This window comes from Paenibacillus woosongensis (assembly GCF_009725165.1).
Taxonomy (GTDB): Bacteria; Bacillota; Bacilli; order Paenibacillales; family Paenibacillaceae; genus Fontibacillus; species Fontibacillus woosongensis.
The window spans coordinates 124673-144029 of sequence record NZ_WNZW01000008.1 but is presented as its reverse complement, the minus strand read 5'-3'; the positions used below and the strand labels follow the sequence as shown (position 1 = coordinate 144029).

Genomic DNA, 19357 nt, shown 5'->3' with positions numbered 1-19357 from the left:
CCTTTTAACTTAACTTTGTATATCTGTCAGGTACCTAATATGGTTCGCTCGTGTTGTGTAGTTCGAACGACCTATTAAATCTAGTTAATGAGATTATACTATATTATTTGTGAATTTGAGAACAATCCTTGGATAACATGAGGATAAGGCTTGACTAACAAGCGCGATCACTGGAAAATAAGGGAGGTTCAAAATGGTTAATACTAATACATAACGCCTTTTGACAGAAGGGAGAACTATGATTGAGATGAACAAGGCTCTGAATAAATTTTTTAAGCTGGAGCAGCACGGAACGAATGTCAAGACCGAGGTGCTGGCCGGCATCACGACATTTCTGGCTATGGCGTATATCCTGGTCGTCAACCCGGCCATTCTCTCTGCGGCAGGGATTCCGTTCAAGCAAGTCTTCATGGCTACCGTCATTTCTGCGGCCATCGGTACTCTCTTTATGGCGCTGTTCGCCAAACACCCGATTGCGATTGCACCAGGTATGGGCCTTAATGCTTATTTTACGAGCGTAGTTGCTTCTACTGGGCTAACGTATCAGACGGTGCTTGGTACGGTATTTATCGCCGGGGTTCTGTTCCTGCTGCTCAGTCTGACGCCGCTGCGGGAAGCGCTGATCCGCGCCATTCCCGATTCGCTCAAATTCGGGATTACGGCAGGGATCGGCCTGTTCATTGCTTTTCTTGGATTGCGGATGTCCGGTATCGTTGTAGCGAATCCGGATAATTTGGTGACCTTTGGGGATTTGCACCGCTCCGTCACGCTGCTGACGATCTTTGGCCTGTTTGTTACCTTAATCCTGCTGGCACGGAGAGTTACGGGAGCGCTGTTCATCGGAATGACTCTTACTGCGTTGGTTGGTTATTTTACACATCAGCTGACCTTTGACGGCTTTGTCTCTTCTCCGCCGGCTCCTGTGTTCTTTGACATGGATGTGCCCGGCGTATTCAGCCAGGGGTTGTATGCGACGGTGTTCGCCTTCCTGCTCGTCACGCTCTTTGATACGACCGGTACGTTGATCGGGGTAGCCGAGCAGACGGGAGCGATGAAGAACGGCGAGTTTCCGCGAGCCAAGTCCGCTCTGCTTGCCGACGCGACGGCAACGACCGTAGGCTCGTTGTTCGGAACGAGCCCGACTACAGCCTACATCGAATCGACCACGGGCGCGGCCGCAGGCGGGCGAACCGGATTGACCTCGCTCGTCGTGGCAGTTTTGCTGGCGCTGTCCATGTTTATATCTCCGCTGGTAGGGGCGATCTCCTCGCTTCCGGCAATTACGGCGCCGGCGCTTATTATCGTGGGCTGCTTCATGATGGAAGGGCTGGCGAGAATTGAATGGAAGAAATTCGACGAGGCTTTCCCGGCTTTTGCCATTCTGTTAATGATGCCGCTGACGGCCAGCATCGCCACGGGAATTGCGGTCGGTTTCATTACCTACCCGGTTCTGAAGCTCGTTAGCGGGAAAGGCAGAGAGGTTCACCCGCTGCTCTACATTTTCGGGTTAATCTTTATCGTCCAGCTGGCGTTTTTTCCGGCGCATTGATGATTGAAATAAATAAAATATTGTCACTCCTTTTAACATAATTGAGACCCTTTTGCTCCCGCCAAAACATATAATTAGGATGAAATCATTTCATTTTAGTTTGAACGACCTGAAAATGGTTATAAAAGGGTATAGACTTTTAACTATATATGTCTCGAAGACTGGAAAGGCGGGAGAACGCAATGTTGAGAAAATGGCTGGCTGTAATGATCCCTTTAGTCCTTATCGTCGTGATGTCTTCGTTTGGTACGTCCAGTTCGGGGGCAGCGGAGCCGCGGTATGCGCCGGTCGAGCAGACGCCTGATACCAAGGTCGTGTATATTGAGCAGTTGAACACTGTGTCGAACGGCAATCATGAGCTGGTTGCGGATGAAATCCAGTGGTACGAAGGGGAGGCCGCTGAACAGGCCTTTCTGGAGCATGAACCGGATGCAGGAATTGATGGGCCGCCGGACGGATACTATATCGTAAATGAGGATCATGAGCTGACTAGCTACAAGGTGGCGCAGGATGTCAAAATCCTCATGCAGATTTATGACCGTACGGGGGATGTGGAGGACATGGATATTCGCTGGGGTGAGCTGGTTTCTTTGGAGCAATTCAAGAACATTCTCCAGAATACCGAATGGATCGATGTCCGCGACTTTCCTTTTCATCTTACGGTGAAGGACGGCATTATCGTCGAAATGGTGCAGCAATATATACCGTAAGCCGCACATCCTCAGCAGCAAGCTAAGCCAAAATAGATAGAAGGTAGACGCAGCGCCCCATCCAGCCGAAGAAGCGGGATGGGGCGCTGTCTGTTGTCAATGATGTCCATTTCTTAAGATCCGTCTAGCAAAAAAATGCTGATCAGGTATACTATAATTTAACACGTAGTTCATTATGCCTATTCAAGGAAAGAGTGAAATGAATGCATAAAGAAGCTGAACTCATCCATCAAAAAAACATGCTGATGCTGAAAATATTGTGGGGATTTTTTGCCATTGCCAATATCATTAACCTGATTGTCGAAGGGAAACTGGCTCCCGTATATCCACTGGTCGGACTGATTCTGCTTGCGCTCCTGACAGGGGTAGTGCTGCAGAAACGCTGGGCCTCTTTCACCATGCTGCTGACTGTGTGTTTCCTCTTTGTGTTCTTCTACTTTTTGATCACAGGCGATCCTTATCTGCCGAATTTTATATTCATGGCCCTTGCACCTCTTCTGAGCTTATTTTATCATGACTTTCGGGCGGTGCTCCTCTCCGGGATTTTATTTATCCTCTCTTCGGTGTATTATTTCTTTGCCTACCAGGAGGTTCTTTTTCCTGGTTTGCAGGGCAGGGAAGTGTCTTACTTAATCTCTTACGGGGTGTTTATTACAGCCTTTTCGGTGATCCATACGAAGCTGACGCGCAATCTTTGGCGCCGGGCGGGGCAAAGCGAAGAACGGCTGAGAACGATTCTGGACAGCGTCTCTATCGGCATTTGGACGCTTGATTTAAGCACGATGAAGGCCGATGTGTCGGATGGTTTCGAGCAATTGACTGGCTTCTCCGCCAAGTCGTTCAGAAGCAATTCCAATCAGTTCGATGAATTGGTATACCCCGAGGATGAGGAGCAGTTTCATAAGTTTCAGCAGGAGATGATTATCGGCCGGCGCAGCGCGGTAAGCGAATACCGCATTATCTGCCGCAACGGCACGGTAAAATGGGTGCAAAACCGCGGCACGCCGTATTTTAACCATTTGAATCATATGGTACGGCTGGAAGGCGTCATGATCGATATTACCGACCGGAAGCAGATGGAGGAGAAGATCGAGCATCTGGCTTACCATGACGAGCTGACAGGGCTGCCAAACCGTACGCTGTTCAGCAAGCGGTTCGAAGAATATGCAAGCCAGGGAAAGCTGTCGCTGGCGGTTCTATTTATCGACCTGAACGATTTCAAGGAAGTAAACGATACTTTTGGCCATGATGCAGGGGATTTGCTGTTAAAGGACATTGCGAATAGATTGACCGGTATTGTGCGTGAACAGGATATGGTATGCCGCCTCGGCGGCGACGAGTTTCTCGTGCTGCTGGTAGACATAGACGAAACCCGGGTGGTTAAGGTGGCTGACCGCATTAAAGCGAGCCTGGCCGAAGGGTATTTGTATCAGGGTTATCGGCTGACCGCCGGTGCGAGTATCGGCTTCAGTGTGGCGCCAAGCGGCACCGGGGACCTGGAGGAAATGATCCGGCAGGCGGATGAAGCGATGTACGGCGCGAAGAAGAGCCGGGTGCGGCAGTATTTATCACAGCAGGATGGCGTGGCTTCGCATGAAGCATAAACGCGGAATTATAAATTAAAACCTCGCCGAGCGGCGAGGTTTTGTTTGTTTTGCTTTGCGGGTCACCCGAGCCATTTGCTTCCGTTCCATTGCTTCACAAACCGGGCAAACTCCTTCTCCCGCAGTGGGCCGCTGAACAGATAGCCTTGGAATTGATCGCATTTCAGGTTCCGCAGGTAGTGAAGCTCCTCCTGCGATTCGATTCCTTCGGCCACAATATTCAGCTCCATATGATGGCCGAGCTCAATGACGGCGCGCACGATGGCCGATTTTTTCGGATCATGGGCGAGCCCCTGGATGAACGACCGGTCGAGCTTCATCTCGTGGATCGGCAGACGCTGGAGCTGGCTCAGGGAGGAGTAGCCGGTGCCAAAGTCGTCCAGGGAAATGGTGATGCCCATTGCACGCAAATCCGCCATGACCTTGATGACATATTCCGCGCTCTTGATCAGCGAGCCTTCGGTGATTTCGAGGATGAGATCCCGTGGATCCAGCCGGGTCTTCTTCAGTACGCGGGAGATCATTCCGATCAAATTGCCTTGATAGAAATGCCGTGCAGAAAGGTTGACCGCGATCGGGAACCGTGGGAGCCCTTGCTCCTGCCAGACTTTATTCTGGCGGCATGCCTCAGTGACGACCCATTCATCGATATCCATAATAATGCCCGACGTTTCAGCCAGGGGTATGAATTTGTCTGGAGGTACGAACCCGTATTCCGGATGAAGCCAGCGAATCAATGCCTCGGCACCGCTGATGCGGCCTGTATGCGCGTCGATTTTCGGCTGATAATTCAGGGAGAACTGACCCGTTAAAAGGGCGCTGCGCAAGCTGTTCTCCAGCTTCATGTTCTCGGAGCGCTGGTTCTCGATCATTTGATCATAGAAATGATATATGCTGTCCCCTTGCTCTTTGGCTACGTACATAGCGATATCCGCATTGCGCATAATTAAGTCCAGATTATCGCCATCGTAAGGATAGATGCTAATCCCAATACTTACGGAGACGTACAGGACGACGTCGTTGATCGTAACGGGCTCATTCAGCGCATCGCAGATTGCTTGAGCGGCCTGCTGAACGGAAGCGGTATCATTAAAATGGTAGACGAAGACAAACTCATCCCCGCTAAGCCTGAACACGCGGAGCTGGTCGCTAACCAGCAGCGAGAAGCGGGAGGCTACCTTTTGCAGGAGGATATCCCCCGTCTCATGGCCTAAAGTATCGTTGATCTGCTTAAAGCGGTTTAAATCGGCAAACATGACGGCAAAGGAATGCTCCGGACCGTAATGAATGCCAAGGGAACCGATATATTCCGTAAAATGCAGACGGTTGGGCAGCCCGGTTAGGCCATCATAATAGGCCAGCTCCTGCAGCTTCTTCTCGGATTGCTGCAGCTGGAAGGTCTGTTCCTGAAGAAGCTGGTTGCTCGTGAGCGATTCCTGGAACATGCTCAGCAATTTATTGGTCATCTGCCGGAAGTTCACGGTCAGCGAACGGATTTCATAAATCCGGCTCTCTGGCCATTCGAGGCTGCGCAGATGGTACACCTTGCTAGGCAGTCCAGTCGTAATGTCGGCAAGCTCCGACAGTCCCCGAACCAGGCGGCGGGTAACCCATCTGCTGGCCACCGCGGCCGCGATCATGAACACCAGCAAATAAATGAACTGCGTTAAGTACTGGCTGTAGATTTGCTCCTGATACGGCTGCAGAGGAACCATCACGTACAGAATGAAGGGTACCTGTTTCAGGGTCGTTCCGTAAATGTAGCTGGCTTCCTGCCATTCCTGATTCGGCAGCCATCGCAGCCGTTTCTCAGGCATATGCAGGTATAAATCTCCCTGGATCACCGAGTTGGTCGGCAAAGGCAGCAGCTTGGTTACCGAGTGCTGAGGGGAATCATTGCCGCTATCTGCAACGATTCGTTCATGCCGTGGATCAAGCACTATAATATGATAGCTCCGGTTGGCCGAGAAGAATTCAATAACACGCTGTAGTTCCTCGAGACTGCCTTTGCCAGCATGTTCGAGCCTGCGGATGTCATCCGGGTTCCAGCGATCGAGCTCGCTGGAAATGCTGCTTGACGTATGCAGAGCCACCTGCAGTGAGTTATAGCGAACAGAATCATATGTATTTCTGCTGTTCATGAGCAGGTAGAACACGAACGGCAGGGCAATAGCAAGAAATAAGATATGGTACAGCAGCTTGTTCAAATATATGGGCTTATCCCTGTCAGCCCGGTGGATGTAAAAATACTTGCTCGGGAGGTATTCCCAAATCGCATCTGCGACCAGTACGTTGAACAATCCATTTGAGATGTAGATGGCCGCTATTAACCATGTCTCGATCGAAAGGCTGCGGTAGGATAAATAATATAGAAGGAGGAAAAGCGGGATACCTGCCGCGGCCCAGAAAATGAAGTCCGCTCCGATGGTCGTTCGGATGCGTTTCCCCCAATGTGTTGAAAGGCACAAAAAGACAATCTCTAACCATAGAACCCCTTGAAACAGCGGATTGCCCCACACGAAAATGGAAGCGGCATAGACGAGCGTGGCAGTGAACAGCCCCCAGCCTGCGCCATACAGACGGGTGAGCAGAAGCAGCACCAGATTCGTAAATACGAGCGAAATACCGAAGATCAAGTGAAGAGGATGATACTCACTGAGCAGTGCAAGCCCGAGTCCCGCTAGAAAGATGATGCCTGTTGTATAAGAGAAATGTCTTCTTATGGTCATCATGTGGTCCTCCCCCGGAGGAAATAATAATCCGTAATACCTACATTTCGGCACAGTTCGGGGAAAATCCTTTTTTTATGCGGAAAACAGCGGTCATAAGGATCGGGATAATGGGACTATGGAATGGAAAATGGATGCGTGTCAATGACTTATGAAACAGCAAATATTTAAAATATGAGATATCCTCTTTTTAAAGATCAGACTAATTTGGAAGCAAAACTATAGATGGTCTAAAAGGGTGGTACCTATGGCGATTCAAAAGTTTTTGAAGCTGGTGGAAATTCAAACGAAGGCCGCCAGTATGATTCCATTCTTGCTTGGCACGGTGTATGCTTTGTTCCGGTTTCAGCAGTTCAATGCCTACCATTTCGGATTGATGCTGGTATCCCTGCTGAGCTTCGATATGGCAACGACGGCGATCAACAATTATTACGATTACCGCAAGGCGGTCAAGAAGCACGGCTACGGCTATGAAGTTCATAATGCCATTGTACAGTACAACATCAAACCTTCCGCCGTGGTGGCGGTCATCGCGATTCTGCTGACGCTGGCCGTAGGCGCAGGCATCTTGTTATTTCTGGAGGTCGGACTACTGCTGCTCTTGCTCGGAGGGTTGTCATTTGCCGTAGGTATTCTGTATTCCTTTGGCCCGATCCCCATCTCGCGCATGCCGCTAGGGGAAATTTTCTCGGGGCTGTTCATGGGGTTTGTCATCATCTTTATCTCGGCTTACATTCATGTCGGAGAACGCATTGCTTCCTTAACGCTGACCGGAGGGACTGCTGTGCTGCAGGTTCAGCTTGTGGAGGTTATATTGGTCTTCTTCGTGTCCATCCCGGCGATTCTGGGCATTGCCAACATTATGCTGGCGAATAATATTTGCGATATGGAGGATGATATCGAGAACAAACGGTACACGCTTCCCGTCTACATCGGCCGTCCGAATGCGATGATCCTGTTCAAAATGCTCTACTACGCTGCCTATCTGGATCTGATCGTACTGTGCGCGCTTCGCGTCCATCCGGTCATTGTGGTATTTGTGCTCTTCACGCTCCTGCCGGTCCGCAAAAATATAAAACGGTTCGCCGATCAGCCGACCAAGCAGTTTACTTTCGGTCTGTCGGTGCAGAACTTTATGCTGACCAATGCCGCCCGCATCGTCGCCCTAGGCCTCGCCGCGATCATGATGCTGTAGCGGGCGCTGGCACTGCGGGCGGCGATGGAATCAGCATGCTGTTTAAATGCCCTACGCAGCTAGGAGGGGCTGCCGCCTGACATTGTTGCTGCCGGGTTCCGGCGTGCCGGCGCTTCGTTATCCCAGCGGAAGGTCAGAGCGGCAGCTCCGAGGCAGATGATAGTGAAGACGGCCAGAATCAGCATGGAGATGCCGAATCCCGGCAGTGAGCCTATTGGATCAAGGGCTAGATTCATCGCTTGAACGAAATAGTGAAAAGGCTGAAGTGAACCGAAGATCTGAATCCATGCCGGGGCATGCTGCAGGCTGTAAAAGGCTTCGCTGGTGAACAGCATCGGGAAGCTGATCAGATTCGAGATCATGTTGACGTTGCTCTCATCCCTGGACAGATTGGCTGCGATGAAGCCGATCGCCGTGAAACAGACGGTTCCGATAAGCAGAACGACAAGCATAAGCAGCAGGCTCAGAGGGCTGAGGCTAACACCGAGAATCAGCCTTGCAGCAGCGATAGTCACAGCGCTAACGATCAGGGATAGCGCGGTTCTCGCAGCGGTCATGGCGGCAACAAAGGCAAAGGTTGAGAAGGGGGTGGCTCGCAGCAGCTTATATACGCCGCGATTGCGATGCGACATAACGTTGAAGGCAGTTACCATTGTTGCGCCAAACAGCACATTCATCGCCAGTATGCCGCTGAGCAATTTGACCGAGTAGGCTGGCTGCTGAAAGTACAGGCCCAGGCCGAGCAGCAGCAAAACCGGAAAGGCGATCGTCCAGAATAAAGTATGCATGTCGCGCAGCATTCCCTTGAGCATTGTTGTAAACACGGTTATCATGCCCATTCCTCCTTGCGGATGGGTTCTGTTAGTTGGACGTACAGCTCCTCCAAGCCAGAAGCCCCATATTCATTCAATAAATCCTCCGGGCGGCCGTCTGCCCGCAAAATACCACCGTCGATCATCACAATTCGCGTAGCCAGCTTGTATACTTCTTCCATGTCATGCGAGGTGAATACGACGGATGTTCCACTCTTCGCAAGCAGCGCTATAAGCTCCCTGATTTCTCGGCGTGCCCGCGGATCGAGGGCAGCGGTCGGCTCATCGAGAAACACGAGGCTGGGGTCATGGACAAGAGTCATGGCAATAGCAAGCCTTTTCTGCTGTCCGCCGGACAGGCGGAAGGCATCGGTCCTGGCAGCTTCCTCAAGGCCGCATTGAGCGAGAAGGCTCATGATAGCGTCCGTTTTTAGCCTCACCCCGTAGAAGGCGGCGAACAGGCGCATATTTTCAAGGGCGCTGTAGCCGGGGAAGAACGGAGTTGACTGCAGTTGCACGCCGATTCGGCGATACAGCTCAGGATGTCCGTATGTTACGGTGCCTTGGTCTGGGCGGCGCAGCCCGAGCAGCAAATCGAGCGTCGTCGACTTGCCCGCTCCGTTTGGCCCGATGATCCCGATGACTTCGCCGGGATAAATGGTCAGGCTGATGTTTCGGATAACGTGTCTTTTCTTATACACTTTGGTAAGTCCATCTGCTTGAATCAAGTAGTTCATCTGATATATCCACTCCTTTTACTCAATGTTATATATCCAACGTTGGGTATTGTGGTGAAAAAATCGCCTGCAAAACAGGACGCTTATTGTGCCGTGAGCAGGCTTCTTGCCGATGCAGCTGCAGGCCGCTAGGCTTCTGCTGCCTTTCTTTGTTCTACAAGCCGGATAATGCGCTCCACGTATCGGATATCCAGTTCCAGCAGCGCCATGGCGTTGTCGAAGGAGGCCTCTGCAATAGGCGAAAGGCCGTATTGTCCTTTAATCTCTCTGCCGACGCGCCACAAGTCGAGTGTCTCTTTCAGCTGGCGCAAGTTTTGCTGCAGCAGGCCGAGGGCCTCCTCCGGCGGCAGATGCTCGATCCATAACAAGCCAAGGGAGAAATCGGATTTGACGGAGTGTGGGGTTATGGTCAGCGATTGGCGCAGCATCTGTTGGAACGTTTCTTCTCCGGCTTCGGTAATCGCATATATTTTGCGCAAGCGCGCACCCGTCCGTTCCTCCGCTTCCGTACGCAGGAGACCGTCCTGTTCCATTTTGTTAAGGGCGTAGTAAATCGAGCCTGACAGCAAATTCGTCCAGGTATCCATACGGCTCGTCTGGATGAGCTGCTGGAGCTCGTAGCCGTGCATAGGCCGTTCCCGCAGCAGGGCCAGCAAGATCAGGTTAGTCACCTTATTATCATCCTTTGCGATCTAGAGATGGAGTCGAATATCCAACGTTGGATATATTTGAAATGATTATATAGAGGAGACTAACCTGTTGTCAAACCATTTTAAAATTTGTTTCTTTTTGGGGCAAACATGATTCCTGCGCCGATGGCGATCAGGGCAACCGCAAGCACGGGCTGTCCAAATACTACACGGTTGTACAATGTGCCGAACGCAATGACTGCGAAGAAGAGCAAAGACATCACCCCAAGGATGTTGATGGGGATCAACAGCCATTTGTTCCGGTTTCCGAACCAGTAGAATTCAAATAGACCAACCGCAGGAGCGAGAATGAACCCGGGCCACAGATATCCCCAGCTGTCGAACAGAGTAGAGAGCTGGCAGACGATGCCGACCGTAAACAGAATGCCCCCGGGAATGAGCAGGCCTGCGCCGCGGCGCTCGGTAAGGGAGAAGTACATCCAGTGGAACAAAAGGCCTAGCGGAATAACGAACAGGGTAGGCCAGAAATTGCCGAACAGGCTGCCCATTGATATCGCTTCTTTTTGGAAGAAAAACAAGTAAACGCCCGCTAAAATCATTAACGGTCCAAGCCAAGACATTCGATTCATATTGAATCTCCTTTGCATATGTATTGAATTTACGATTAGCATACTACATTAATTGAACGCAATCTTCGGTCTCTGGGGAAGAAAAAAACTGGACTTTGGTCTAGCAAAATAGTTCATGTATAATCAATATGTACGGTTTGATTTTATCATTTTATCTGGAGGAGCGTGAGGCGGAGGATGAATAAATGGACATTGTTCAGAAAGGCATCCCGGTTTCAGGTCATTCCCGTCATGCTTATTCCTGTTTTTCTTGGAGCGCTGGGCGCTTATGTATGGAAAGGGGAATTTCATCCGGTACTCTTCATCATCACACTGGTCGGCGCTGGAGCGGCGCATCTGTTCTCGAACATGATTAATGATCTGTGGGATTTCCGGAGCGGCGCGGATACGGCGGCGAAAAATACACCGGAGGTGATCTCCACCAATTCCGGATTTCTGGCTGGTGGGATGATGTCCGAGAAGACCTTCGCACGGCTGACCTGGTCTTTACTGGGACTCGGGGTGCTGTGCGGCATCGTGCTCAGTCTCTACAGCGGCTGGCCGGTACTTGTATTCGGCGGCCTTGGCGGGCTGATCGCTTATTATTATGTGGCGCCTCCGATTCAGTTCGGATACCGCGGCAAAGGATTAAGTGAAGTGGCCATCCTGCTGTCCTTCGGCGTCCTGCCCATCATGGGCTCTTATTATGTACAGACCGGAGATTTGAGTCTGCGTTCTGCTTTATTGTCGCTGCCGATCGGACTGCTGACTACGCTGGTATTGTTCAATCATCATTTCCTGCACTGGCAGGCGGATAAGCAGGCAGGCAAAAATACGCTGGTCGTCATGTGGGGCGAGAAGCGGGCGCTGCGTTTTTCCAAGCTGCTGCTCGTACTGGCTTATGTTTGTTTATTGCTTTGCATCGCAATGGGCATACTGCCGGTATATGCGCTGGTTGGGCTATTGACGGCGATTCCGCTCTACCGGGTCTACGGAAGGTTGAAGGAGCACAACGCTCCGGCAGCCTATTTGCCGCTGATGGGGGCTTCTTTGCAGGCTTCCATGCGCTGCGGATTCGTGATGATGGCGGCGCTTTTGCTGCAAGGGATTTTGCAATAATTAGAACTTCAAGAAAGCGAGACGATACAAATGGACAAGCAACGGGTGATTGGCGACTTTCATACAATACTGAATGAAGGACAGGTGTGGAAAATCGGCGGGTTCCCCCTGCCGGACGGCACGTTCTGGGAATACCGCGAGCCGGACGCGGTCGTCATTGTGCGCAATGGCATACTATATGTCCGCGCCCCGCTTAGCCGGAAGCATGACCATGTGCAGATACTGGACAATGCCAAGCACATGTATTACTCTGTCGAGGAGTTTGCAGTGCCGGAGAACGGGGAGATCAGCTTCGAGTTGGATATCCGGGCGCGCACACAGAACACGGTGCCGGGCGACCTTTATGACGGCTACGTGTCCTTGAACCTCCTGGATTTCACGACAGGGGCCGCACTGGATTTCTTTGCCGGCAACGATAAGTACGCCAGCGTGTACGCGGTGCTTCCTTTCCCCGGCGTGGAGGTGCCGCCGAGCGATAAGACGCGGTTCTTCTGTGTGTTCAAGGAGGATACCGACTTCAAGGCACGAGAGTTTAATAACTATAAAATCACGTATAACCGGGCCGAGGACGAGGTCATCTTTTACGTGAACGGCAATGAGATCCGGCGGGAGAAGAATGTTCCGGTCAAGTTCAATAAATTTACGATTGCGCTTGGCATCATGACGGAGAAGGACTTAACACCGGAAGGCAGCGTGTCCGTGCATGGGCAGACCGTGATTGGCGAATACTCGCCGGTGAAAGTGACGATCAAGGAGTAATCCCGGCCAGACGCATAAAACGTTCCCTAATGACAAACCCTACCCGGGAGACAGCTGATTTTAGTTTTCAATCTCAGTCTTCAGTCGGTTAGACAATTCGCATAGGAGGCGTTTGATGATGACGGATCCGAATTTGGAAATTCAAAAGCCCAAAGGGAATGGCAGCAGCAATGGGCAGAACCGGACCATGGGCAACGGCGGAGAGGGCGGCAATGGTCGACTGAGCCAGTTCAAGAACCACAACACGCACGGCGGCGATGTTCCGAATGAGTATATTGCCAGCGAGAAGCGGCAGTAGCCCGTCAGGCTGAAATAGGCTAGACCATGAAAGATCTTAATAAGGGGCCCTTCCTGCAAATACCGAGGAAAGGCCCCTTAAGGCTGTTGGCGGTTTATTTTTGCGTGCCGTGCTGCTTGGTAGGCAGTTGGCCCGCAGGATTTCCTTTGCCACGGTTCTCTTTGTTGCGGCGATCCTTTTCCTGCTTGTCATGCAGTTTTTCCACGAATTCATGCGTACTGTCCATCCTGGCTTAGCCTCCTTTGCTGCAAGGTCATGCTGCTCTCATTACTATGTCCAATTAGGGGGATTCCCATAATGGGGGAGAGCATTTGCCTGGCTGCTCGTTGTACTTGTGTATAGGGGATTGTACAATGGAGAGAGATAGGCGCTTACAAGAAAGGGGAAGAGGATTATGGATAAGAAGCTTCGATTTGGAATACTCGGATGTGCAGGTATAGCGATTAAAGATGTTATGCCGGCTATTCAGAAGTCAGAGTACGGCGTTTTGGCTGCGATCGCGAGCCGGAATTTGGAGAAAAGCAAGTCCGTAGCCGAGCAATTCGGCATAACGGCGGCTTATGGCAGTTATGAGGAACTGATTGAGGATAAGAGTATTGAGGCCGTATACATCCCGCTTCCTAATCATTTACATAAAGAATGGGCGATCCGCGCCATGGAGGCAGGCAAGCATGTGCTGTGCGAGAAGCCGATGGCGATGGACAGCGCGGAGGCGGCCGAGATGGCTGCCGTCGCCAAACGGAAGGGCGTTGTTCTGGCCGAAGCCTTCATGTATCGTCATCATCCGCGCTGGCATCGGATCAAGGAAATTATTGCGAGCGGCGAGCTAGGGCAGCTTCGGTTAATCCGCGGCTCGTTCACCTACAACAACGCTGAGGATCTGGACAATATCCGGCTGCAGCCGGAATGGGGCGGGGGCTCGATCTACGATGTGGGCTGCTATCCCATCAGCGCGGCGCGCTTTATTCTTGGGCAAGAGCCCGAAGCAATAACTGTGCATGCGCAATTTTCCGATAAGCATTATGGTGTGGATATGATGGCTGCGGGCATATTGGAATTTGCCGATGGTCTGGCGCTAACCTTCGATTGCGGGATGTGGACGGAGCATCGCCAGCTGCTGGAGATTGTCGGCAGCGAGGGACGCATCGATATCCCGCATGCTTTTACGGTTGGGGATGAGGAGGATGCTTCGTATACGGTTACGATCCGGGGCGAAAGCCGGGTGGAAGGCCGCGAGGACAAGGCTGACCCTTACACCTGGGAAGTCGATGACCTGGCCAAGGCCGTATTCGGGATACAGCCGCAGCGCTTCACGCCCGAGGATGCTGTTCAAGGCATGCGGGTGCTGGAAGCGGCGCTGGCATCGGCGCGTGAGCATCGCCGGATCAGTTTGAAATAGGAAGGGCAAGGCCTATCATCTAGAGCTAGAGCCCGTCTTTAATCGTATGGTAGCTTGCAGGTTCATCCTTTGAGGCAGAGGATGCAGCCTGCAAGCTTTTTTTCTGCGATTGTAACTGAGAATGCAATTGAGAATGGCATGTATTTTTATGCAATATTGTGAGTTCAGATAGGTGAAGAAAAGCTGGAAAGCGGCGGTGGATCAGCCTGCAGGAACGTTAAGAATCCGCTTCAGACCTTGTCCTGCATGAAGTTTCAAAATTTAAATGGTTGACAGGGCTGGAAGGGCCTATGTATAATTTAAACTAATTGATAATGAATATCATTATTAACAATGATCTTGCCGGCAATGACATTAAGTTCCTCTGGCCAGAGGGACGAGACTAAGGACTTGAAATGAAGAAGACATATCTGATAACAGCGCTAATCGTATTATCCGTCGTTTCGCTCTTGATCGGAGCCAAGACGACTTCATTGATGGACTTGCTTCGCCTAGATCCGGAACAGTGGGAAATCATACGGATTAGCCGGTTTCCTAGACTGATCAGCATTATTATCGCTGGGGTAAGCATGAGCATCGTCGGTTTAATTATGCAGCAGCTGACGCGAAACAAGTTCGTCTCGCCTACAACAGCGGGAACAATGGATTCCGCAGGGTTCGGCATCATGGTATCGATGCTTCTGTTCTCTTCTGCGGGACCGCTTGGCAAAATCGCTGTAGCCTTCGTGTTCGCCATGCTTGGTACCCTCATTTTCATGAAAATACTCGACAAGGTAAAATACAAGGATTCGATCTTCATTCCGCTGGTCGGGTTGATGTTCGGTGGAATAGTCAGCTCAGCGACGACATTTTTCGCATACAAGTATGATCTGATTCAGAGCATGAATGCATGGCTGTTTGGCGATTTCTCCATGGTCATGCAGGGGCGGTACGAGCTTCTTTACATAAGCGTCCCTCTTGTAGTCGCGGCTTATTTTTATGCGAATAAATTTACAGTTGCGGGCATGGGCGAAGAGTTCTCCGTCAATCTTGGTCTGAATTATAAGCAGGTCGTCAATATAGGGCTCTTTATCGTGGCGCTGGTCACCTCGGTTGTTGTGCTGACGGTCGGTTCGATTCCTTTCATCGGCCTCATCGTGCCGAATCTGGTGACGATCTTCCAAGGGGACAACCTGAAGAAGAACCTGTCGGGTACAGCACTGCTAGGAGCTGTATTCGTTCTGGCTTGCGACATTCTGGGAAGGGTCATTATTTACCCGTATGAGGTTCCCATCGGCCTGACCGTGGGCGTTATCGGCAGCGGCGTTTTCCTGTACTTGCTAATGAGGAGAAAGACATATGAGCATTAGAACAAAAATAGCAGCCTTGGCCATTCTCGCAATCGTGCTTGCAGTGTTGTTCATGACGATTGATGCAGGCGGCCATTGGGACTATATCCTCCCTAAACGAGGCAAGAAGCTGATCGCCATCCTCCTCACAGGAACGGCCATAGCGTTTTCCACCGTTGTGTTCCAGACGATTACGAACAACCGAATCCTTACGCCGAGCATTATTGGCCTGGATTCACTGTATATGCTCCTGCAGACCATTATTGTGTTTGTATTCGGCTCTACGGCGCTGACGCTGATGAACAAGAACATGCAATTCGTTATGGCGGTAGGATTCATGGTGCTGTTCGCGCTGCTCTTGTACCAGATGCTCTTCCGAAGAGAAGGCCGGAACATTTATTATTTGCTGCTGATCGGTTTGATCTTTGGCACGTTTTTCTCCAGCTTGTCGTCTTTTATGCAGAAGCTGATTGATCCTAACGAATTTTTGATCGTTAAGGATAAAATGTTCGCCAGTTTCAACAACATCAATTCGGACATTTTACTGATCGCTTTGGCTGGGGTGTTCCTGACCGGGATTTATTTTGCCAGATTCAATAAATATCTGGACGTTCTGGCCTTGGGCCGGGATCACGCCGTCAACTTGGGAATCAGCTACGATTATGTTGTGAAGCGGATGCTGATTGTTGTGGCGATTCTCATCTCCATTTCGACGGCACTGGTTGGACCGATTACCTTCCTTGGGCTGCTCGTGGCCAACGTGGCATATCAATTTCTGAACACTTACCGTCACAGGCAGTTGATTGCCGGGGCATCATTAATTAGCATTATCGCCCTTGTCGGCGGGCAACTGGTTGTGGAAAGAGTGTTTACTTTCTCCACCTCATTAAGCGTCATCATTAACTTTATTGGTGGGGTGTACTTTATCTATCTACTGCTGAAGGAGAACAAATCGTGGTAAAGGTCAGGGGAGTTTCAAAGAAATACGGCGGCAAAAAGGTGGTCGACAACGTATCCGTTGACATCGCCCCAGGGAAAATCACCTCGTTTATCGGCCCGAACGGAGCGGGCAAGAGCACGCTGATGTCGATGATCAGCCGGTTAATTACGAAGGATGAGGGTGAAGTCGTCATCGACGGCCAGGAAATCGGCAGCTGGAAAAGCAATGAGCTGGCGAAGAAAATTTCGATTTTGAAGCAATCAAACCATATCAACATTCGGCTTACGGTCAAGGATTTGGTCAGCTTCGGACGGTTCCCTTATTCGCAAGGGAAGCTGACGAAGGAGGACGTGAAATACGTCGATGAGGCTATCGCCTACATGGATCTTGAACCGATGAGAGACAAATATCTCGATGAGCTCAGCGGCGGTCAGAAGCAGCGGGCGTTCATCGCCATGGTTATCGCCCAGAATACCGAATACGTCCTGCTGGACGAACCGCTCAACAATTTGGACATGAAGCACTCTGTGCAGATCATGAAGGTGCTGCGCCGGCTAGTGAATGAACTGGGCAAGACGGTTGTGCTTGTCATCCATGATATCAACTTTGCGTCCTGCTATTCGGATTATATCGTTGCTCTCAAGGATGGAAGAATCGTCAAAGAGGGGACAACCGACGAAATCATGGATCAAGATGTGCTTAGGGAAGTATATGACATGGACATTCCGATCGAAACGATCGGAGGCAATAAGATTTGCGTCTATTTCACATAACAGATGGGCAGCCATCGCGAATATAATAATGAGGTGAATTTGAAGTGAACAAGAAATTATCCTTACTTGTTATGTCTTTGTTTTTAGTATTCGTACTGGCAGCTTGCGGCGCGAATAAAGGAAATACTGCTGGCAATGCCGGTAATGCCCCTGAAACATCGGCCCCTGCGGCGGAAGCTCCTGCCGATAACGAAGAGCTGTCGATTACGCATCAGCTTGGAACAGCAACGCTGAAGAAGAATCCGGGCAACATCGCTGTGTTCGACTACGGTACGCTGGAATCACTCGACAAGCTGGGTGTAGAAGTGACAGGAGTGCCGCAATCCAATCTGCCGCCTCACCTGAAGAAATATGAAGACTCCAAATATACCAATGTCGGTACATTGAAAGAGCCGGATTTCGAGAAGCTGAATGCGATGAAGCCGGGAGTAATCTTTATTTCCGGACGTACGGCGGAAGCTTACGATGAATTGAGTCAAATTGCTCCAACGATTTATTTGGGCGTAGACAATTCAAAATATTTGGAATCCATGAAGGAGAACCTGGATATCCTGGGACAAATATTCGGCAAAGAAGCTGAAGTGGGTCAGGAATGGGGAGCGATCGAGGATTCCGTTAAGGCCATTAACGAGCAAGCGGCTGCAAGTGAGGGCAAGGGACTTGTTATTTTGACGACGGGTGGCAAAGTGAGCGCGTATGGCCCAGGCTCCCGCTTCGGCATTATTCACGATGAGTTCGGTATCGCGCCTGCAGACGATACGATTGAAGTGTCTACGCATGGACAAAGCATCTCCTTCGAGTTTGTAGCGGAGAAAAACCCGGACTATCTGTTCGTCATTGATCGCGACGCTGTAGTTAGCGAAGGAGGCCAGGAGGCAGATCCGGCATCCAAGCTGGTGGAGAACGACCTGGTGAAGAAGACGAACGCATACAAGAACGGCAAAATCATCTATCTTGATGCCAGCTACTGGTACCTGTCCGGCGGCGGATTGATCTCCGTACCGGAAATGGCCAAAGAAGTACAAGAAGGCATCAAATAGAGACGGAGTAGGTCTAGAGTAGATATCGAGTAGGCAGCGAGTAGGTTTAGAGTAGAGTTGAACGGAAAGAAATTGAATGAAAGCTGCATGCTAGTGGAAGTAGAATTTAATGCAGAACCCTCCAACTGTTTGGAGGGTTCTTGCTTTTTGCCGAGGCTAGTCATGTTTGCTGGGTTGGGCGACTTGCTGCTATATAAAATTCTGCGATCAAATACGTCAATTATGCTCAATAGGAAAAAGGAAGGGTCTATCTAGATTTTTGTGTAAACTCATTTCAAGTAATCCCCCGAGGGGGATTAGCCTGCTTAACGTAAATGGTTACCGATGCGTTCCGGGAAAAAGACGGAGAACTCCAGCCCAGCGCATCTGTCCCCAGTTTTGGACTCGACCTAGTAATTGTCATACGATGAGAAACTAGTATTCAAGCAGTCAGTAATACGACCGATGATCTGCCCTTCGGTCCGGGGAACATCCTACCATCGCACGGCCACTCCGAATATAGATGTTATGGAACACTTAGTGACCAGCGTGTTAGCCTCGTACGAGCGACCTGTTTGGAAGAGGCTGAAGAGGCTACGCTAACGGTTGTCATCGCGCTTAATCGTCCCTAAAAGAGGAGGGGTTCTTTTCTAACGGTTGAATTAGCACTTATTTGGACGAAATAGCCCCACTGCCTACGAAAAAACGTAAATAGGCTCGATGGCAACCGTTACATTTTGTTAAACCCCACTTTTGCCGAAATAACGTCACTCACAACCGTTAGAATTTGCAGCTCACGACCATCAGGATTTCGATCACTTCCACCCACAACCTCACGGGCAGTAACCAGCTGATTTTCCTTAATGAAAGCCCGAAGTTGTTCTTTTGACCAAAGTCCCACGTGTTCTCCCTATCTTTCTGTTACTTCCACTTTAATGGGCTTAGGAGTTTACACAAACTATTTTACAGACTCAAAAGGAACCAGCTACACCTGGTATATAGCCACACTTCTGCACATTACCAGACCCCGGCGCATAGCCACGCTCCTGCACATAGCTACACTGATGCACATAGCCATCCCCTCGGTTTTACTAGGTAAATGTATTTTATACAGCTAGTTAGGAACTT

Annotated in this window: 18 protein-coding genes and 1 pseudogene; 12 read left to right on the top strand and 7 right to left on the bottom strand. The window is 50.5% G+C overall.

Annotated elements, in window-relative coordinates; all coding sequences use genetic code 11:
- Positions 1-238: 238 nt before the first annotated feature.
- The 3 genes from GNP95_RS18145 (at position 239) to GNP95_RS18135 (ending at position 3863) form a co-directional block, all read left to right on the top strand.
- On the top strand, positions 239-1549 hold the full coding sequence (locus GNP95_RS18145) for an NCS2 family permease (protein ID WP_330163502.1): 1311 nt from the start codon (positions 239-241) through the stop codon (positions 1547-1549).
- Between the two features lie 182 nt (positions 1550-1731).
- Positions 1732-2259, top strand: coding sequence for a hypothetical protein (locus GNP95_RS18140; protein ID WP_155612260.1), 528 nt, complete (start codon positions 1732-1734; stop codon positions 2257-2259).
- A gap of 203 nt (positions 2260-2462) precedes the next feature.
- A complete protein-coding gene (locus tag GNP95_RS18135; protein WP_155612259.1) occupies positions 2463-3863 on the top strand; it encodes a sensor domain-containing diguanylate cyclase in 1401 nt (466 codons plus the stop codon).
- A 62-nt stretch (positions 3864-3925) separates the two neighbouring features.
- Here GNP95_RS18135 and GNP95_RS18130 read toward each other — a convergent pair whose 3' ends face one another.
- Entirely contained in the window at positions 3926-6595 is a 2670-nt protein-coding gene (locus GNP95_RS18130) for a putative bifunctional diguanylate cyclase/phosphodiesterase (protein ID WP_155612258.1), read from the bottom strand.
- 244 nt (positions 6596-6839) lie between these two features.
- Here GNP95_RS18130 and GNP95_RS18125 point away from each other — a divergent pair, with 244 nt between their 5' ends.
- Positions 6840-7787 (top strand): 1,4-dihydroxy-2-naphthoate polyprenyltransferase, encoded by a 948-nt coding sequence (locus GNP95_RS18125; RefSeq protein ID WP_155612257.1) that lies wholly within the window; start codon positions 6840-6842, stop codon positions 7785-7787.
- A 59-nt stretch (positions 7788-7846) separates the two neighbouring features.
- Here the strand turns inward: GNP95_RS18125 and GNP95_RS18120 are convergent, their stop codons facing one another.
- The 4 genes from GNP95_RS18120 to GNP95_RS18105 all read right to left on the bottom strand — a co-directional run bounded on the left by GNP95_RS18120 (position 7847) and on the right by GNP95_RS18105 (position 10615).
- A complete protein-coding gene (locus GNP95_RS18120; RefSeq protein WP_155612256.1) occupies positions 7847-8620 on the bottom strand; it encodes an ABC transporter permease in 774 nt (257 codons plus the stop codon).
- A complete protein-coding gene (locus GNP95_RS18115; protein ID WP_155612255.1) occupies positions 8617-9336 on the bottom strand; it encodes an ABC transporter ATP-binding protein in 720 nt (239 codons plus the stop codon). The genes GNP95_RS18120 and GNP95_RS18115 overlap by 4 nt, the downstream gene beginning before the upstream one ends.
- Before the next feature lie 128 nt (positions 9337-9464).
- Positions 9465-10007 carry a PadR family transcriptional regulator gene (locus GNP95_RS18110; RefSeq protein WP_330163501.1) on the bottom strand — a complete coding sequence of 181 codons (543 nt, stop codon included), beginning with the start codon at positions 10005-10007 and terminating at the stop codon, positions 9465-9467.
- Between the two features lie 101 nt (positions 10008-10108).
- The gene (locus GNP95_RS18105) at positions 10109-10615 is read right to left on the bottom strand and encodes a hypothetical protein (protein WP_155612254.1); all 507 of its coding nucleotides are present in this window, start codon (positions 10613-10615) and stop codon (positions 10109-10111) included.
- Positions 10616-10792: 177 nt separating this feature from the next.
- On the opposite strand from GNP95_RS18105, the gene GNP95_RS18100 reads away from it, so the two are divergent.
- From GNP95_RS18100 to GNP95_RS18090, 3 genes are all read left to right on the top strand, one after another.
- Positions 10793-11713, top strand: a complete 921-nt coding sequence (locus GNP95_RS18100; RefSeq protein WP_155612253.1) for a prenyltransferase — start codon at positions 10793-10795, stop codon at positions 11711-11713.
- Between the two features lie 30 nt (positions 11714-11743).
- Positions 11744-12472, top strand: a complete 729-nt coding sequence (locus GNP95_RS18095; RefSeq protein WP_155612252.1) for a DUF6081 family protein — start codon at positions 11744-11746, stop codon at positions 12470-12472.
- 115 nt (positions 12473-12587) lie between these two features.
- Positions 12588-12770 carry a hypothetical protein gene (locus GNP95_RS18090; RefSeq protein ID WP_213591880.1) on the top strand — a complete coding sequence of 61 codons (183 nt, stop codon included), beginning with the start codon at positions 12588-12590 and terminating at the stop codon, positions 12768-12770.
- A gap of 94 nt (positions 12771-12864) precedes the next feature.
- On the opposite strand, the gene GNP95_RS18085 is transcribed toward GNP95_RS18090, so the two are convergent.
- Entirely contained in the window at positions 12865-12996 is a 132-nt protein-coding gene (locus GNP95_RS18085) for a DUF4023 domain-containing protein (RefSeq protein WP_155612250.1), read from the bottom strand.
- 168 nt (positions 12997-13164) lie between these two features.
- Here GNP95_RS18085 and GNP95_RS18080 point away from each other — a divergent pair, with 168 nt between their 5' ends.
- The 5 genes from GNP95_RS18080 to GNP95_RS18060 all read left to right on the top strand — a co-directional run bounded on the left by GNP95_RS18080 (position 13165) and on the right by GNP95_RS18060 (position 18250).
- Complete coding sequence (locus GNP95_RS18080) at positions 13165-14169, top strand: Gfo/Idh/MocA family protein (protein WP_155612249.1); 1005 nt, start codon at positions 13165-13167, stop codon at positions 14167-14169.
- Between the two features lie 395 nt (positions 14170-14564).
- On the top strand, positions 14565-15518 hold the full coding sequence (locus GNP95_RS18075; RefSeq protein WP_155612248.1) for an ABC transporter permease: 954 nt from the start codon (positions 14565-14567) through the stop codon (positions 15516-15518).
- Positions 15508-16458 (top strand): iron chelate uptake ABC transporter family permease subunit, encoded by a 951-nt coding sequence (locus GNP95_RS18070; RefSeq protein ID WP_155612247.1) that lies wholly within the window; start codon positions 15508-15510, stop codon positions 16456-16458. The genes GNP95_RS18075 and GNP95_RS18070 overlap by 11 nt, the downstream gene beginning before the upstream one ends.
- Positions 16452-17210, top strand: a complete 759-nt coding sequence (locus tag GNP95_RS18065) for an iron ABC transporter ATP-binding protein (protein ID WP_330163500.1) — start codon at positions 16452-16454, stop codon at positions 17208-17210. Before GNP95_RS18070 ends, GNP95_RS18065 begins: the two co-directional genes overlap by 7 nt.
- A 44-nt stretch (positions 17211-17254) precedes the next feature.
- Positions 17255-18250 (top strand): siderophore ABC transporter substrate-binding protein, encoded by a 996-nt coding sequence (locus tag GNP95_RS18060; protein WP_330163499.1) that lies wholly within the window; start codon positions 17255-17257, stop codon positions 18248-18250.
- Between the two features lie 811 nt (positions 18251-19061).
- Here GNP95_RS18060 and GNP95_RS26845 read toward each other — a convergent pair.
- Positions 19062-19130: pseudogene (locus GNP95_RS26845) on the bottom strand (oxidoreductase); the annotation flags it as partial.
- Positions 19131-19357 lie beyond the last annotated feature (227 nt).

Excerpts from the sequence above, each read along its gene's own strand:
- GNP95_RS18070 (WP_155612247.1), top strand. The coding sequence starts at position 15,508 with ATGAGCATTAGAACAAAAATAGCAGCCTTGGCCATTCTCGCAATCGTG.
- GNP95_RS18130 (WP_155612258.1), bottom strand. The coding sequence starts at position 6,595 with ATGATGACCATAAGAAGACATTTCTCTTATACAACAGGCATCATCTTT.
- GNP95_RS18105 (WP_155612254.1), bottom strand. The coding sequence starts at position 10,615 with ATGAATCGAATGTCTTGGCTTGGACCGTTAATGATTTTAGCGGGCGTT.
- GNP95_RS18100 (WP_155612253.1), top strand. The coding sequence starts at position 10,793 with ATGAATAAATGGACATTGTTCAGAAAGGCATCCCGGTTTCAGGTCATT.
- GNP95_RS18095 (WP_155612252.1), top strand. The coding sequence starts at position 11,744 with ATGGACAAGCAACGGGTGATTGGCGACTTTCATACAATACTGAATGAA.
- GNP95_RS18120 (WP_155612256.1), bottom strand. The coding sequence starts at position 8,620 with ATGATAACCGTGTTTACAACAATGCTCAAGGGAATGCTGCGCGACATG.
- GNP95_RS18135 (WP_155612259.1), top strand. The coding sequence starts at position 2,463 with ATGCATAAAGAAGCTGAACTCATCCATCAAAAAAACATGCTGATGCTG.
- GNP95_RS18090 (WP_213591880.1), top strand. The coding sequence starts at position 12,588 with ATGATGACGGATCCGAATTTGGAAATTCAAAAGCCCAAAGGGAATGGC.
- GNP95_RS18145 (WP_330163502.1), top strand. The coding sequence starts at position 239 with ATGATTGAGATGAACAAGGCTCTGAATAAATTTTTTAAGCTGGAGCAG.
- GNP95_RS18140 (WP_155612260.1), top strand. The coding sequence starts at position 1,732 with ATGTTGAGAAAATGGCTGGCTGTAATGATCCCTTTAGTCCTTATCGTC.
- GNP95_RS18080 (WP_155612249.1), top strand. The coding sequence starts at position 13,165 with ATGGATAAGAAGCTTCGATTTGGAATACTCGGATGTGCAGGTATAGCG.
- GNP95_RS18115 (WP_155612255.1), bottom strand. The coding sequence starts at position 9,336 with ATGAACTACTTGATTCAAGCAGATGGACTTACCAAAGTGTATAAGAAA.
- GNP95_RS18075 (WP_155612248.1), top strand. The coding sequence starts at position 14,565 with ATGAAGAAGACATATCTGATAACAGCGCTAATCGTATTATCCGTCGTT.
- GNP95_RS18085 (WP_155612250.1), bottom strand. The coding sequence starts at position 12,996 with ATGGACAGTACGCATGAATTCGTGGAAAAACTGCATGACAAGCAGGAA.
- GNP95_RS18125 (WP_155612257.1), top strand. The coding sequence starts at position 6,840 with ATGGCGATTCAAAAGTTTTTGAAGCTGGTGGAAATTCAAACGAAGGCC.